The sequence below is a fragment of the Mesorhizobium sp. M8A.F.Ca.ET.165.01.1.1 genome (assembly GCF_004792065.1).
Lineage (GTDB): Bacteria > Pseudomonadota > Alphaproteobacteria > Rhizobiales > Rhizobiaceae > Mesorhizobium.
In genome coordinates this window covers 1-14819 of sequence record NZ_SRTH01000007.1, presented here as the reverse complement: position 1 = coordinate 14819, position 14819 = coordinate 1, and the positions used below count along the sequence as shown (strand labels likewise).

Here is a 14819-nt window from a genome sequence, read left to right as displayed (position 1 = left end):
TCAGGCCGGCGTGAAGGGAACCAGCATCGGCACCCGCCTGGCGTAGTCGTCATAGGTTGGGCCGAGTTCGTCGCGCAGGAAACGCTCCTCCAGCCTGGCTTTCACAACGACGCCGATGATGAGCAGGGCCGTGCCCGCAATGCCCCAGACCGTGCCCTTCGCCACCATGGTGGCGAGTACTGCCAACAGCAGCCCGGTATAGATCGGATGCCGGACCAGGCGATAGGGGCCGGTGTCGACCACGCGATGCTCCGCCTTGGCGGTGACCGTGGCGGACCACAACCGCCCGAGATGGATACGCGCCCACCAGGCGAAGCCGATCCCGACCGCAATCACGGTAACGCAGGTCCAGGCTTCGGCAAGGGTCGGCGTCCACAACCTCAGCCGGCCCTCATAGCCATGCGCTGGGACGAACAGCAGGACGGTGCCGGCCAGCCAGAAGACGCGATAGCGAGCCTCCGCCCCAATGGTGGCGCGCTTTTGGGCCGGATCGGCCCATAGGGCAGCCGCGAGCCATGTGACCACCCAGATCAACCAAAGCGCCGCGATTGCCGCTCCGGGACGCATGAGAACCTCCGTCGACGGTCTCGACCTCACCATGAAGCCGACGCAGCGCGGCGACAATGCTGCGTGGCGCCGTTCTTCGGTAAGAAGGTCGTGATCGAGGCGGTTGGCGACCGGCGTCTATTCATTGGAGCAGCTGAACATCCACTGCACGCCGAAGGCGTCGACCAGCATGCCGAAGCTGGTCCCCCAATATTGCCGGGCAAACGGCACGGTAATCCGGCCGCCCTCGGCCATGCGGGCGAAAAGCTCCTGGCGGGCGAGAACCTCTGGCGCCGCGGCGGGCCCGTCGAATTCGAGCATCATGGCGGAGCCCTTCATCGGCTCCGCGTCGTCATTGTCCGACGCATGGAACAGCACACCCGGACCTTCGAAGCGAGCATGCAGGACCTTTCCGCGCATGGCCTCGGTGCGCACCGGCATATTGTTGTCGCCCCAGCGCAGCAGGATCGTTCCCCGGCCAAGACCGCATTGTTCGTAGAAGGCCAGCGCGGGCTCGCAGTTGGTGGTGAAGAACAGCGAAGGGGAGAGCCGCATGTTCGTCAATGCGCGGCGGCAGCGGCCGCGATCAGCGCGTCGCCTGTATACTGCCGGTCACCGATGCCCCAGCCGCCGTCGGGCGCGTTGACGATGTTGATCCAGGTGTTTTCCGGCCTGTGCCCCGGTACGCAGAGTTCGCCGACAATTCGGGCGGCGGCAGTGATAAAGGTCTCGCGGGCTTCGACGGAGCCAAGGCCGATATTGGGCAATTTCAATTCGACCATGACGACTGGCCGGTTGGCACCGCCGGCGTAAATGTTGCGCGCCGGCAGGACATGGACGGTGCCGCCGACGATCGCGGTGAAGAATGAATTGCCGGCGGCGCCGGAGGCTTCGATGAGGGCAGCGCTCAGGCGTGGCAGGATTTCGCGCTCTCCCGCCGGGGTCAGGACGCCTTCCGGCGCTGTCACGGTGATCGGCATTTGATTTTCTCCTCGGGTGTACGGCCTCACCGGGAGGTCATCTTCCGGCTTGCCAAGTTTCGTATCAATTGATATGTTATAAGGGAAAGGCGAGTCAACAGGTTTCGTATCGATCACTATGGAAAATTCGGACAAGCAACGCGGCGGCCGGCCGCGCGCATTCGACCCCGACCGGGCGCTCGATGCCGCGATGCATCTTTTCTGGGAGCATGGCTATGAGGCGACGTCGCTGGCCATGCTGCGCGAAGCGATGGGGCTGACGCCGCCACAGATCTACAACGCCTTCACCGACAAGGAGACTTTGTTCCGCAAGGCGTTGATGCGCTACCACGAGACCGAGATAGGCTTCGCCCTGGAAGCGCTGAGCGCGCCGGTGTCGACGGGGGAGGCGATGCGGCGCTTGTTGCTGGGCGCCGCGGAGGCCTATTCCAGGCCCGGCAAGCCGGGAGGGTGTCTTTTCGTCAGTGGCGCGCTGGCGGCTTCACCGCAGGCACAAGCCATTGCGGATGAACTCAGGACCTACCGCAAGGAAAGCGAAGCGGCGATCGCGGCGCGGCTTGCCAAAGGCAAGGCAAAAGGCGATTTGCCCCAAAACCTCTCTGTCGAAGACTTCGCCAGATATATTGCTGGTGTCATGAATGGCATGTCGATCCAGGCGCGGGACGGTGCGTCGGCCGAAGAGTTGCGCGTTTTGGCCCAAACCGCTCTTGCGGCCTTGCCGGCCTAAGGGCAAAACCAGAGCGCGTCATCAAGGATTGAAGCCCATGCTGGATCTCTTCCCCGAGGCCGAGAAGCCGGTCGAAATCATCCCGGCGAAGAAGCTTTCAGCCCGCGCGGCCGCGCTCTATGTCGCGCCATCGGATCATTTCCAGACGCGTTCGGTGGACGAATTGCGGCTGGGTTTCGACGGCATATCGGGCGATTTCCATGCCGGGCCGACGCGGCGCTCGGGCGGACGCGAGCCGTGGTACCCGCGCGGCACCGAGATGCGCAATGAAAGACAATTGTCCATCGTGGCGGCGGACGAACTGGCCATTGTCGCCGAACGGATGGGGCTCACCGAAATCAAGCCCGAGTGGATCGGTGCCAATCTGGTGATCAAAGACGTGCCGCATCTGTCGATGCTGCCGGCCGGCACGCTGTTGTTCTTCAAGGGCGGCGTGACCCTCAAGGTGGACGCACAGAACGGACCATGCCGTATCGCCGGACGATCGATCGCCGAGAACGTCGGAATGCCCGATGTCGAAGCCGGTGCGCTATTGTTTCCCAAGGCGGCAAAGCGGTTGCGCGGCGTAGTCGCCTGGGTTGAAAAGCCCGGCATCGTCAGGGCCGGCGAAGAGATTTCGGTGCGCGTGCCGGAGCAGTGGATCTACCAGGCATAGCTACGCCGCCCGGGAGGCGGCGCAGCAAATACCAGATGTCAGCCCTTGCGGTTCTTGTTGGCGCCTTGCGCCATGACGGAAACGTTGTCCCACTTGTCCCAGGTGGCGAGGCGGTTGGCGTATTCCTGGCGTATCATCGGCAGGCCGCCATCGCCGAAGAATACCCGCAGCGGCGGCTCGGCCGCATCGACGATGGCCAGCATCGCCGGCCCTGTCGCCTCGGGGTCGCCGGCAACCGAGTTGGCGCGGCGCTCGGCCATCTTGGCGCGGGCAGGCGCATAGGCCTCGATCGGCTTGGAGACCTTGGCCGATGCTCCCGACCAGTCGGTGGAGAAACCGCCCGGTTCGACCAGCGTGACATGAATGCCGAATTCCGCGACCTCGATGGCTAGCGACTGGCTGAAGGCTTCCAGCGCCCATTTCGAGGCATGGTAGAGGCCGAGCGAGGCAAAGGCATTGACGCCGCCGATCGACGAGATCTGGATGATGTGGCCGGACCGCTGCGCCCGCATGATCGGCAGGGCTGCCTGGGTGACCCACAGCGCGCCGAACACATTGGTCTCGATCTGGTCGCGGGCTTCCTGCTCGCTGACTTCCTCGATGGCGCCGAAATGGCCGTAACCGGCATTGTTGATGACGACGTCGAGCCGGCCAAAGCGCTTGTGTGCCTCGGCGACAGCGGCATCGACGGCTTTCTTGTCGGTGACGTCGAGCTTTAGCGCGGCGATGTTGTCGCCGTATTTTTCGACGAGCTCGGCGAGCGTGCCTGTGTCACGGGCGGTCGCGGCAACGCGATCGCCACGCGCCAATGCGGCCTCGGCCCAGACGCGGCCAAAGCCCTTCGACGATCCGGTGATGAACCAAACCTTTGATGTCATGATGTGGAATCCCTTGCCCCTGCGGGCGCAATTTCTGGATGGAAGCGGAGGCTTCTCCGCTTCCGGGCATATACGGCCTGTCCGGTGATTTTCCAGAGGCGAGGGGAATCTTTTTGAACTCGGGGCTTTCCCGCAGAACAAGAAATCGTGTGAATCAGGGGTAGTTCACCGGGGTCGACCAGGCAGGGTCGTCGTGCTTTTGCCAGTAGAGCGCCATCAGTCGGCTGGTGATCGGCCCGACCTTGCCGTCCGCGATCTCAGCACCGTCGATCTCCGTCACCGGCATGATGCCGCCGGCGGTTGAGGTGATGAAGACTTCCTCGGCGCCGCGCAACATGGCCACGCTGACATCCTTGGCCGTTGCCGAGAGGCCGGCCTCCGCGCAGAGATCGAAGACAGTGCGGCGGGTGATGCCCGGCAGCACGCCGATGGCCGGCGTCGACAGTCTGCCGTCCTTGACGCGGAAGACGTTGAAGCCCGGACCTTCGGCGACATTGCCGTTGAAGTCGAGAATGAGGGCCGTCTCGGCGCCGCGATCATAGGCATCGTAGAGGCCGCGCACGAGGTCGAGCCAGTGGTAGTTCTTGATCGCCGGATCGATCGAGGCCGGCGGAATGCGCACCTTGTCGCTGATGGAGACACGCAGGCCGCGCTGCAACTGCTCGGCATTGGCGACCGAGCCGAACGGCACGGCGAACGCCATGAAGCGGTTGATCGCCTGGCGCGGGTCGCGGCTGAAGGTCGGCGAAGCGCCGCGCGTGCACAGCATCTCGACATAGGCGGCGCGATGACCCGACAGCGCTGTGCAATTGTGCAGGATCCCGGCGACGCCATCGCGATCGAACGGGATCGTCATGCGCAGCTTGTCGAGCCCGCCGAAGAAACGGTCGAGATGCAGATCGAGGCGAAAGAAGCGGCCGTTCCAGACATGCACCGTATCGTAAGTGGCGTCCGAGTGCAGAAAGCCCCAATCCAGCACCGACACCTTGGCTTGCGACATCGGCAGGTACTGGCCGTCGAGGAAAGCGATGCCGTCGGGATAGGAATGCGGGTCGACATGGCGATCGCCGACCTGGGGCAGGGACGGTATATCTTGTGCGATTCGGCTCATCGGCAGCTCCTAGCCATGGCGTCACAAGCTATTGCCGGCAGCCCGAGCGCATAGAGCCAGTGGTCCGACTTCAGTCATCCTCGAGATGAAGACCCGGCCAGCATGACGCGGTGAGCGCCATGCGGCCCGGCACAGCCTTATTCCTCCTCGTCATCGGCGTCGAGCAGGCGGGTGGCGCGCCAGCGCGTGAGCACGATGTTGGTCTGCTCGATGACGAAGAAACGCGCCGAGTCGCGATCATAGCCCTCGGCCAGCAGCTTTTCGTAGTCGGTGTGCATGTGACGGATATGGGCAATCGTCGCCAGCCAGACCGCGATCGTGGGCGGCAAGGTCTTCATATGCACCGAGCCGGCGTCGGTGCGAATCTTCTCCATGTCGGCATAGGGGGCCAGCGGCAGAAGTGCTGTCAGCGCCTTGGCGATGGCGCGGCGGCGGCCGGTCGGAGCGGTCATCGCTCCTCGCGCCCCCCAACGGTCGCCTCGGCAATGGCATCGGTCGAGGCGAAATAGGGCTTGATGTCGATGACCGGCGTGCCGTCGAGCACGTCGATGGCGTCAAGGTCGATGCGCCCAGTGGAAACGTCGAGCGCGACGAGCTTGGCCACGTGCAGGCCGACCGGGTTCGGCCGGGCAGGGGAGCGCAACCCGAATACGCCTTTGGCATCAGCCGCATGGCGGGGCTTTTGCACGATCAGATTCCGCGGGGCGTGGTGCAGCCAGGACAGGATGACGACGTGGCTGGCGCGCTCCAGGCCTTGCAGGCCGCTGCGGTAGGGCGCGTCGATGGTCAGCACCGCCGGCTGTCCCGTTTCGCGTGCGGCGCGCATGTTCTTCGGGCAGCTTTCCCGGGTGGTCCAAGGCGAGGCGATACGGCCGATGAAGACGATGCCGCCATCCGGCGGCATCGTCGCCGGATCCTGGTCCAGTCTCCGCTCGCCTTCGCGTGCCTCGAACATCTCACGCGGTTCGCTCATCGGCCGATCTTCCTGCTGATGCATGTCATTGTTCCAAAACCGCTACACGTTTTTGGACGCCATGCACCGAAAAATCACGCATGCGGCATTTTCTTGTCCGGAAGCGACATAGCGCTTGCGTGGTTCCGAAAATCGACATAAACATATGTTTATATCTTTTTCAAAGAGAATACGCTGATGCATGTCTCGCTCGACACCATGGTGGATACGCTGAAGGCAGCGGCCGAATCCAGCCGCCTGCGCATATTGGCACTGTTGTCGCGCGGCGACCTCACCGTTTCCGACCTTACCGAAATTCTCGGCCAGTCGCAGCCGCGTGTCTCGCGGCACCTGAAACTGCTGCTCGAGGCCGGGCTGATCGGCCGCTACCAGGAAGGGTCGTGGGCCTTCTTCCGCCTGTCGGACGCCGATTCCGCGCGGGACTTCGTGATGGGGCTGGTCTCCGGCATTCGGGGCGCCGACCCGCAGGTCGAGCGTGACCTGGAGCGGCTGACCTCGGTCAAGCGCAAGCGCCAGGACCGCGCCACCGAGTATTTTTCGCAGAACGCCGCAAGCTGGGATCATATCCGCTCGCTGCATGTGCCCGACCGCGCCGTAGAGGCCGCGATGCTGAAGCTGGTCGGCAAGCGGCCGTTCCAGTCGATGCTCGACCTTGGCACCGGCACCGGCCGGCTGCTCGAAATCTTCTCGCCGCTCTACCGGCGCGGCATCGGCATCGACATGTCCCGCGAGATGCTGACCGTGGCGCGCGCCAATCTCGACAAGGCCGGCGTTTCGAATGCGCAGGTGCGGCAGGGCGATATCTTCTCGCCGCCGGTCGAGCGCGATGCCTTCGATCTCGTCACCATCCACCAGGTGTTGCACTATCTCGACGATCCGGCCCGCGCCATCCACGAGGCAGCGCGGCTGCTGCGCCCGGCGGGCCGTCTGGTCATCGTCGATTTCGCGCCGCACGCGCTTGAGTTCCTGCGCGACGAGCATGCGCATATGCGGCTGGGCTTTTCCGACCGGCAGATCGGGGAGTGGTTCTCCGAAGCCGGCCTCGATCTCGAGGATGCCCAGGAATTCGAACCGCGCGGCGGCAACGAGGCCAGGCTCACCGTCAAGCTTTGGCTTGGCCGCGACCGGCGCCTGCTGATCGCCGATCCTGCAAATGCCAGCCAGCAGACCAGAGTGAGCTCGATAGGGGAAATCGCCTGATGAACCAGTTTCGTTTTTCCCGCCGTCCCGATATCGGCGACAAGGTCCGGGTTTCGTTCGAGTTCTTCCCGCCGAAGAACGACGAGATGGAGGCAAGGCTGTGGGATACGGTCACAAGACTGGAGCCGCTGCAGCCGAAATTCGTCTCGGTGACCTATGGCGCCGGCGGCTCGACACGTGAGCGCACGGCGCGCACCATCGGCCGCATCCTGAAGGAGACCAGCCTGACGCCGGCGGCGCACATGACCTGTGTCGATGCCGCCCGCCATGAGGTCGACGCCGTGATCCAGGAATTCACCGACATGGGCGTGAAGCGCTTCGTCGCCTTGCGCGGCGATCCGGCGGAAGGCGTCGGCGCTGCCTACCGGCCGCATCCGGACGGCTACGCCAATGGCGCCGAGCTGGTCGGGGCGCTGAAGGGCGCCGGCGATTTCGACATCTCGGTTTCGGCCTATCCGGAAAAGCATCCGGAAAGCCCTGATTTCGCCACCGACATCGACATGCTGAAGCGCAAGGTCGACAATGGCGCGACGCGGGCCATCACCCAGTTCTTCTTCGACAACGATCTCTACGAGCGTTACGTCGAGCGCGCGCGCCGCGCCGGCATCTACATCCCGATCGTGCCCGGCATCCTGCCGGTGCACAATTTCACCCAGGTCGCCAATTTCTCGGCGCGCTGCGGCGCGTTGGTGCCGGCTTGGCTGGCCGAGCGCTTCGACGGCCTGCAGAACGACCCACAGACGCATGCGCTGGTGGCATCCGCGGTGGCCGCCGAGCAGGTGTTGGACCTGGTCGAGCGCGGCGTTGGCGATTTTCACTTCTACACGATGAACCGGGCCGATCTGGTGTTCGCCGTCTGCCACATGATCGGCATCCGCTCGCACGAGGCGGAGGTGGCCGGATCGGCCGCCGCCTAGGGGGCAGCCGATCAAGCAAAAGGCCGGGTAAAAACCCGGCCTTTCGAATTGGTTGGACTATTAGGTGCTGGTCTTCCCCGTCTTGGCGGGTTCAGGGAAGGACGCCCATAATGAGGGCGCCGATGAAAGCAAACGCAGCACAAATCATCAATGCGTTGATTGGCCTCGTAAGTCCCATGACATAGCCTCCTCTTAAAGAGCTATGCCCTGGAGTCTAGGTTCATTTGTGCCACAGGCAAGCGGAAAATGTGCTGCATTGCGACGTAAATGTGGAATTCGCGACCTCGGTTTTGCCGTTAGCCGTTGAAACTCTTCGGCAAAAACCGGCTTCAGGCCTGTGAATAAATTATGGCGGGATGGTGTCGTTGGCGTGTCATGACAGCGCTACCGCGATGCCGGCATGCCGCGCACTAACGTCTTCCGAACAGGCGCCCGTCGATGGTGACAAGGCCGAGACCGATCAGCACCACGCCGCCGATTTCGAACAGTTCGAGCCGTTCGCCGAGGAACAGGAAGCCGAGCAGCATGGCGCTGGCCGGCACGATCAGCGTGACCAGCGAGGCGTTGGTGGCCCCAGCCGAGGCGACGAGGTTGAAGTAGAGGATATAGGCGAAGGCCGTCGATAGAAGCGCCAGCGCCAGCACCGCCGCCCACACCGGCGGCGAGGCGGAGAACAGGCCGGCGGGGCCATGGGCGAAGAGCACGATCGGGATCATGATGATGGTCGAGGCCGTCAATTGTCCGGTGGCGACGACCGGCGAGGGCACGCCCTTGAAGCGGCGGGCGACCATCAGCGCAACGCCATAGGAGAGCGATGCGCCGATCAGCGCGAATTTGGCCCAGACCGGGCCGCCCAGCCCGGCGAGCAGGCCGGGACCGATCATCACGGCGGTGCCGGCGACACCGAGCCCGATGCCCGCGAGCTTGTTCCAGGACAGCTTTTCGTCCGAGGTCAGGGCATTGGCGAGGATCAGCGTCCAGAACGGTGTCGTCGCGTTGAGGACGGAGGCGACGCCGGCACCGAGCTGGGTCTGGCCGGCGAAGATCAACGAGAAGGGGACGACGTTGTTGGTGAAGGCCAGCAGGAAGAACAGGCCGGCATGCGGCAGAGCAAGGCGGAAAGACGGGCCGCGCAAGCCGAGATAGAGCTGCAGCGCGATCGCGGCGATGGCGACGCGAAACAGCACCAGCACCAGCGGGTGAAGTTCCGCCACCGCGATGCGGGCGAAGAAGAACGAGCCGCCCCAGATCGCGCCGAGCAGCAGCAACTGGCCCCAGTCCTTGAGCGCCATCGGTCCACGTGACGCAGATATAGCGGTCACTGCCATATGAATCCTCCCCCAGATGGCCGGAATGCCAACCACAAGGCAGAAGCCATATCCGGTTCGCCGACAAGGGCCACCCGAAACTGGACCGATGGCCTTCTGACAAGCCAATGCGGCACCGTCAGGGGGCGCGAGACAGAGAATTGTATTCATTGCAGCGCCGCGCGTCTCCAGAGACGCGCAAAGGACGCTGCAAGATGAAAGTCGAAATTGACTTTCGGGGTCATGCGCTAGCCGCTAGCTTGGATTAATTGTGCGCAGTCGAAGTCGAGGATTCGTCCATGCAGCGATTCGAGAATGCCCGCGAGGCGGCACTGGCGCTTCGCCCGGACGATCCGGTCTATTGCTTCCGCCCGCAGGTGCTGAAGGCCGATGCCAGGCAGTTCATGGGCATGTTCCCCGGCAAGACCGCCTATGCGGTCAAGACCAATGGCGAGCAGATCGTGCTGAAGACGCTGGTCGAGGCCGGCGTCACTGCCTTCGACGTCGCTTCCCCAGGCGAGTTCGCCGCCGTGCGCGCTGTCTCGCCCGATGCCGAGATGCTCTACATGCACCCGGTCAAGGCACAGTCCGACATCAAGCTGGCGCTGGAAAAATACGGCATCCGCGTCATCTCGCTCGACCATGAGGACGAGATCACTAAGCTGACCCGGGTGGTGCGGGCGCTCGATATCGATCCGGGCGCGGTCACCGTCTTCGTGCGCGTGCAGACCAAGGGGCATGCCGCCTACGAGCTGTCGAAGAAATTCGGCGCCGGGCCGGCCTATGCGGTCGAACTCGCCGAGCGGCTGAACCGCACCGGCTACAAGGTCGGCCTGTGCTTCCACGTCGGCAGCCAGATCGAGGACCCCGACACCTATGAGCGGGCATTGGCCTCGGCCGACTGGGTGCGCAACCGGCTGACCTTCGACATTGCGGGGCTCGATGTCGGCGGCGGTTTTCCGGCCGAATACGGACATGATCCCAACCGCAAGCAGATCGAGATGCCGTCGCTCGGCCAGATCATGTCGCGGCTCTCCGGCGACCTGAAGGAATATCAATTCGACCAGATACCGCTGGTGGCGGAGCCGGGCCGGGTGATCGTGGCGCGCTGCCTGTCGCTGATCGTGCGCGTGCTCCTGCGCAAGGGCAAGCGGCTCTACATAAATGACGGCATCTGGGCGTCGCTGTCGGATTCATGGACCGGCAAGATCACGCTGCCGGCGCGCTTCATCCCCGATCCGGCGATCCGCACGCGCAATGGCGACGAGAACAACATCGTGCCGTTCAAAGTGTGCGGCGCGACCTGCGATTCCGTCGATATCCTGTCGCGGCCATTCTGGCTGCCGGAAACCGTCGATACCGGCGACTGGATCGAGATCGGCCATATCGGCGCTTACTCGCTGTCGCTCAGGACACGCTTCAACGGCTTTTATCCCGACACGTTCGTCGAGGTGACGACGCCCTTCGACGAGGGCGACGCGCCGCAGGGGTTTGCAAGCCTGGAGACGATGGCGGATTAAGCTTTCTTCCTCCTCCCAAGGGAGAAGGAAGAGGGAGCTACAGCTTTCCCAGCAGCTCCGGCGTCGGCCAGCCATCCACCGGCAGGCCTAGCCGCATCTGCTCCTTGCGGATGGCTTCGCGGGTGTTGGTGCCCAGAATGCCGTCGACCGTGCCGACATCGTAACCGCTGGCCTCGAGCTTGGTCTGCAGCGCCTTCATCTGGTCGTTGTTGAGACCCGGCTCGGGATTGCGCGGATCGAGCGGCGGCGCGCCCGCCAGCCGCGCGGCAAGATTGGCCGCGGTCAGCGCGTAGGTGAAGGACTGGTTCCATTCGAGATAGACGTCGAAATTCTCATAGGTAAGGAAGGCCGGACCCTTGCGGCCCATGGGCAGCGCCAGGCCGGCGTTCAGGCCCTTGTCGACCAGCGGCGAGCCGTCGGGGTTGGTAACACCCCACTGCGCCCACTGTGTCAGCGGCAATTTGTTGGTGCGGCCGGTCTGGTCCCATGGCATCTCGTCGGGCACGCGCACTTCCTGGATCCAGGGCTCGTCGCGTTTCCAGCCGCGCGACAGCACCTTGTTGCCGGTGGTCATGATCACGTCCGGCACGCTGTTTCGCAGGTCGATCTTGCCGTCTCCATCGCCGTCGACGCCGCGCGCAAGATAGTCGGACGGCAGGATCTGCGTCTGGCCGATCTCGCCGGCCCAGGCGCCCGTGACATCGGCCGGCAGCACGCCGCGATCGATCAGTTCCAAGAGCGGCACCAGTTGCTGCCGGAACAATTGCGGGCGGCGGCAGTCATGCGACAGCGTCACCAGTGCGCTCAGCGTGTGGAAATCACCCTGGACGGCGCCGAAATCCGTTTCAAGCGCCCAGAAGGCGGTGATGACAGGCGCCTGGACGCCGAACTGCTGGTCGGCGCGGGCGAAGATATCGGCGTATTTCTTCATGTTCGCCGCACCTTGCTTCAGCCGGTAGGCTGAGATCATGCGGTTGGAAAACTGGACGAAGGTTTGCGTGAAGACGCCCTGCGCGCGGTCGCGCGCCAGAGCCTTCTCGTCGATCCTGGCATCCTCCAGCGCATCGAGACCGACGGCGCCGACTCCGGCGGCCTTGGCTTCCGCCGCCACACCCTGTTTCCAGGTCTCGAAATCGCCGCCGCATTCCTGCGCCATCGCCGGCAAGGCCGTGGCGCACAAGAACAGCGCCGCGAGGGCTTGAGAACGCAGTCGCATCAGCTTCCTTTCGAAACGAAGAGGGCTTTGTCGTGCCTGGAGGCCAACGCCCTGAATTACCAGCGGTTGCACTCTTTACCGCTGGTAGTGTCGAAAAGCAGGCGGCAGGCCCGGTGTCAACGTGTGTTCTGCCGCAGCCACTTGTTCCAGGCGGCTTCCGAGCCGTTGAAGACGTTGATGTCGGACTTGCCGGTCATGCCGGGAACGATGCCGGTTCCGGTGTACTGCCAGAAGGTGAAGGGGTGGCTGCCATACTTTTCGCGCGGGTGGCCGGCGACGGAGCGCAGCCAGTAGGGATAGCCACGGAAGGTCGACAGTTCGTTGTCATCAAAGAAATCGACCGAGGTGTAGATGATCGGCTTCTTGCCGTAATGCCGCTCGACGATTTCGAGGAAGGTGGTCATCTCAGCTCGCACGGTGGCCGGGTCGGGGCGCAGGCGGCAGGTCGGCGATTTCGGGTTCCATTCCATGTCGAGAACCGGCGGCATGGCGGAGCGGTCGACAGGCACGTTCTGGATGAACCAGCGCGCCTGCTGGGCCGCCGGAGTGCAGAAATAGAAGAAATGATAGGCAGCGCGCGGAACGCCGGCGGCTCTGGTGCGCGCCCAGTGCTCGCTGAAATATTCATCGAAGCGGTCGCCGCCCTCGGTTGCCTTGATGAAGGCGAAGGAGATGCCGCTGGCCTTGGCCGTCGGCCAGTCGACCGAGGTCTGGTATTTGGAGACGTCGGTGCCGTGGATGGCATAGTTCCACGGCGCGCCGCTGTCCCACTCATGCGGCTTGGAATCGGCAAAGCGCGGCGCGCGCACGGCCACCGTCGGACTGCTCGATGCGGACGGCGACAGCGGCGAGAGATCGTCCACGGTCGAGCAGGCGCCGAGCAGCGTCAGCATGAAAAGGACCGCAAGACGGCGCATCGCAACTTCCAAGCCGGAATCAGCCGGTCGCTGATGGGTCTGTGCACCGATGGCCGAAGTTGGTCTGGCCCCCTCCAGGCGATCGCCCCACGCATCGCCCAGCATAGTCGTTTTTCGTGCATGTCGTCGTCCCAAAACCGCTGCGCACTTCTGGGCGACATGCATCCCTGTGATCGCCGATCATGGTTGATAATCCGTTGATGGCGCTCGACAAGAGGCCCGATTTTGCGGAAGCAATGGCGGCAAATCGATGACATAAGGTCAGGCGCGTGCCTGGGAGAAGCAGATGCGGTTCGTCGTCAAGATCGTCAAATGGCTGCTTGGCCTGATCGTGCTGGCGGTCGTCGCGCTGTTTGCCTGGCTCTATATCGCGCCGCCGGAACTCATCCGCGTCGGCTCGGGCTATTCGGCCAAGATCGTCTGCTCCAACGTCTTCATCGCCGGGCGCGACGCCAATGAGGTGTTGGCCGTCGATGTGCAGGCGCCCGGCCATCCGCTGCTGCGGCTGATGCGGGTCTCCGTCGACAAGAACCGGGGGACGGTTTCGGCCGGCCTGCTCGGCTTCCTCGGCAAGAGCGAGGCGGTCGCCCGCGACGGGCTGGGCTGCGCCTCGGTTCCAGACGGCGATGTCGGCAAGGCGCGGCGCACGACGGTCCATGCCGAACCCGCTGCGACAAGCCAGGATGCGCCGTGGCCGGAGGGCGAACGGGTCGATGCATCGCAGAACCCAGAGGTCTCGAAGGTCGTCGGCGACGACGCCATGGCCGGAACCGGCATGCGCGCGATCGTCGTGGTCAAGAACGGGCGGGTCGTCGCGGAGCGCTATGGCGACGGCTTTTCGGCCAAGACGCCACTGCTCGGCTGGTCGATGACCAAGACGGTCAATGCCGCCATCGTCGGCACGCTGGTCAAAGAGGGCAAAATGGCGGTCGACAAGAAGGGCCTGTTTACCCCTTGGAAGGCGGACGGTCGCGCCGCGATCAGCCTTGCCGACATGATGGCGATGTCGAGCGGGCTGGAATTCAACGAAGACTATGGCGACGTCGCCGATGTGACGCGCATGCTCTATCTCGAACCCGACATGGCGGGTTTTGCCGAAGCCAAGCCGCTCACCGGCGAGGTTGGCAAGGTGTTTTCCTATTCGAGCGGCACGGCGGTGATGCTGTCGCGCCTCTGGCAGGACGCGATCGGCGACAAGGCCAAGGCGCTGACATGGCCGCGCACGGCGCTGTTCGAGCCGCTCGGCATGCACAGCGCGGTGTTGGAGACCGACGAGCAGGGCACTTTCGTCGGCTCGTCCTATCTCTACGCCACGGCACATGACTGGGCGCGCTTCGGCCAGTTCCTGCTGCAAGGCGGGGTTTGGAACGGCAACCAGGTCCTGCCGGCCGGCTTCGTCGACTGGATGCGCGAGCCGGCATCCGCCTCGAAAGTCTACGGCAAGGGCCAGTTGTGGATCGAAGCGCCGGGCGATGAGGAAAACCCCGGTGCCGGCGTCGCCGCCGGCCTGCCCAGGGACACTTACTGGATGGAAGGCCATGACGGGCAGACGGTCGCCATCATCCCGTCCGAGCAATTGGTCGTGGTGAGGCTCGGGCTAACGCCGGCCAAACTCAACTATCGCCCGCGGGCGATGGTGGGGGCGCTGGTGAAGGCGCTGCACTAGCTGTGAGCTTTCGGGAGGTTGTCCATTCGGACCGGACCGAGGAGACTGGAGTTACCACGCTTCAGCATCCATCGGAGGATCCGAATGAACATCCATAAGAATGCCCGTCTCACACCGCTGCGTCGAGAGGAGATGGCGCTGTCGGTGATAGAAGGCGCTTTCTCCAAAGCCCATGCGGCGCGTGTCTACGGCGTGTCGGCCAAGAT

General features: G+C 64.0%; 17 protein-coding genes. 7 read left to right on the top strand and 10 right to left on the bottom strand.

The window, feature by feature from the left end; all coding sequences use genetic code 11:
• From EN808_RS19605 to EN808_RS19595, 3 genes are all read right to left on the bottom strand, one after another.
• A complete protein-coding gene (locus tag EN808_RS19605; RefSeq protein WP_127278587.1) occupies window positions 1–567 on the bottom strand; it encodes an isoprenylcysteine carboxylmethyltransferase family protein in 567 nt (188 codons plus the stop codon).
• 117 nt (window positions 568–684) lie between these two features.
• Entirely contained in the window at window positions 685–1101 is a 417-nt protein-coding gene (locus EN808_RS19600; RefSeq protein WP_135866336.1) for a glyoxalase/bleomycin resistance/extradiol dioxygenase family protein, read from the bottom strand.
• Between the two features lie 5 nt (window positions 1102–1106).
• Window positions 1107–1526 (bottom strand): hypothetical protein, encoded by a 420-nt coding sequence (locus tag EN808_RS19595; RefSeq protein ID WP_127281080.1) that lies wholly within the window; start codon window positions 1524–1526, stop codon window positions 1107–1109.
• A gap of 118 nt (window positions 1527–1644) precedes the next feature.
• Here EN808_RS19595 and EN808_RS19590 point away from each other — a divergent pair, with 118 nt between their 5' ends.
• Both EN808_RS19590 and EN808_RS19585 read left to right on the top strand, forming a co-directional pair.
• Window positions 1645–2253 carry a TetR/AcrR family transcriptional regulator gene (locus tag EN808_RS19590; protein WP_127281079.1) on the top strand — a complete coding sequence of 203 codons (609 nt, stop codon included), beginning with the start codon at window positions 1645–1647 and terminating at the stop codon, window positions 2251–2253.
• Between the two features lie 37 nt (window positions 2254–2290).
• Window positions 2291–2908 carry an MOSC domain-containing protein gene (locus tag EN808_RS19585; RefSeq protein WP_135916655.1) on the top strand — a complete coding sequence of 206 codons (618 nt, stop codon included), beginning with the start codon at window positions 2291–2293 and terminating at the stop codon, window positions 2906–2908.
• A 38-nt stretch (window positions 2909–2946) separates the two neighbouring features.
• Here the strand turns inward: EN808_RS19585 and EN808_RS19580 are convergent, their stop codons facing one another.
• From EN808_RS19580 to tsaA, 4 genes are all read right to left on the bottom strand, one after another.
• Window positions 2947–3786 (bottom strand): SDR family oxidoreductase, encoded by an 840-nt coding sequence (locus EN808_RS19580; RefSeq protein ID WP_135916654.1) that lies wholly within the window; start codon window positions 3784–3786, stop codon window positions 2947–2949.
• A gap of 154 nt (window positions 3787–3940) precedes the next feature.
• Window positions 3941–4897: a D-amino acid aminotransferase gene (locus tag EN808_RS19575; RefSeq protein WP_135916653.1), complete on the bottom strand. Its 957-nt coding sequence runs from the start codon at window positions 4895–4897 to the stop codon at window positions 3941–3943.
• A 137-nt stretch (window positions 4898–5034) separates the two neighbouring features.
• Window positions 5035–5349 carry a DUF2293 domain-containing protein gene (locus EN808_RS19570; RefSeq protein WP_135881930.1) on the bottom strand — a complete coding sequence of 105 codons (315 nt, stop codon included), beginning with the start codon at window positions 5347–5349 and terminating at the stop codon, window positions 5035–5037.
• Window positions 5346–5870, bottom strand: coding sequence for a tRNA (N6-threonylcarbamoyladenosine(37)-N6)-methyltransferase TrmO (gene tsaA, locus EN808_RS19565; protein ID WP_135916652.1), 525 nt, complete (start codon window positions 5868–5870; stop codon window positions 5346–5348). Before tsaA ends, EN808_RS19570 begins: the two co-directional genes overlap by 4 nt.
• A 177-nt stretch (window positions 5871–6047) precedes the next feature.
• Between tsaA and EN808_RS19560 the strand changes: the two genes are divergently transcribed.
• Both EN808_RS19560 and metF read left to right on the top strand, forming a co-directional pair.
• Window positions 6048–7070, top strand: coding sequence for a metalloregulator ArsR/SmtB family transcription factor (locus tag EN808_RS19560; protein WP_127279245.1), 1023 nt, complete (start codon window positions 6048–6050; stop codon window positions 7068–7070).
• Window positions 7070–7987: a methylenetetrahydrofolate reductase [NAD(P)H] gene (gene metF, locus EN808_RS19555; RefSeq protein ID WP_127871703.1), complete on the top strand. Its 918-nt coding sequence runs from the start codon at window positions 7070–7072 to the stop codon at window positions 7985–7987. The genes EN808_RS19560 and metF overlap by 1 nt, the downstream gene beginning before the upstream one ends.
• Before the next feature lie 410 nt (window positions 7988–8397).
• Here the strand turns inward: metF and EN808_RS19550 are convergent, their stop codons facing one another.
• Window positions 8398–9315 (bottom strand): DMT family transporter, encoded by a 918-nt coding sequence (locus EN808_RS19550; protein WP_127279247.1) that lies wholly within the window; start codon window positions 9313–9315, stop codon window positions 8398–8400.
• Window positions 9316–9593: 278 nt separating this feature from the next.
• On the opposite strand from EN808_RS19550, the gene EN808_RS19545 reads away from it, so the two are divergent.
• Complete coding sequence (locus EN808_RS19545; protein ID WP_127871701.1) at window positions 9594–10814, top strand: alanine racemase; 1221 nt, start codon at window positions 9594–9596, stop codon at window positions 10812–10814.
• 37 nt (window positions 10815–10851) lie between these two features.
• On the opposite strand, the gene EN808_RS19540 is transcribed toward EN808_RS19545, so the two are convergent.
• Together EN808_RS19540 and EN808_RS19535 are read right to left on the bottom strand one after the other, a co-directional pair.
• Window positions 10852–12030: a lytic murein transglycosylase gene (locus EN808_RS19540; protein WP_127871700.1), complete on the bottom strand. Its 1179-nt coding sequence runs from the start codon at window positions 12028–12030 to the stop codon at window positions 10852–10854.
• 116 nt (window positions 12031–12146) lie between these two features.
• Window positions 12147–12947: a GH25 family lysozyme gene (locus EN808_RS19535; protein WP_135916651.1), complete on the bottom strand. Its 801-nt coding sequence runs from the start codon at window positions 12945–12947 to the stop codon at window positions 12147–12149.
• A 286-nt stretch (window positions 12948–13233) separates the two neighbouring features.
• Between EN808_RS19535 and EN808_RS19530 the strand changes: the two genes are divergently transcribed.
• The gene (locus EN808_RS19530) at window positions 13234–14613 is read left to right on the top strand and encodes a serine hydrolase (RefSeq protein WP_127280799.1); all 1380 of its coding nucleotides are present in this window, start codon (window positions 13234–13236) and stop codon (window positions 14611–14613) included.
• Between the two features lie 84 nt (window positions 14614–14697).
• Window positions 14698–14819 (top strand): leucine zipper domain-containing protein (locus EN808_RS19525; RefSeq protein WP_245474027.1); only part of this gene is annotated, 122 nt, incomplete at its 3' end.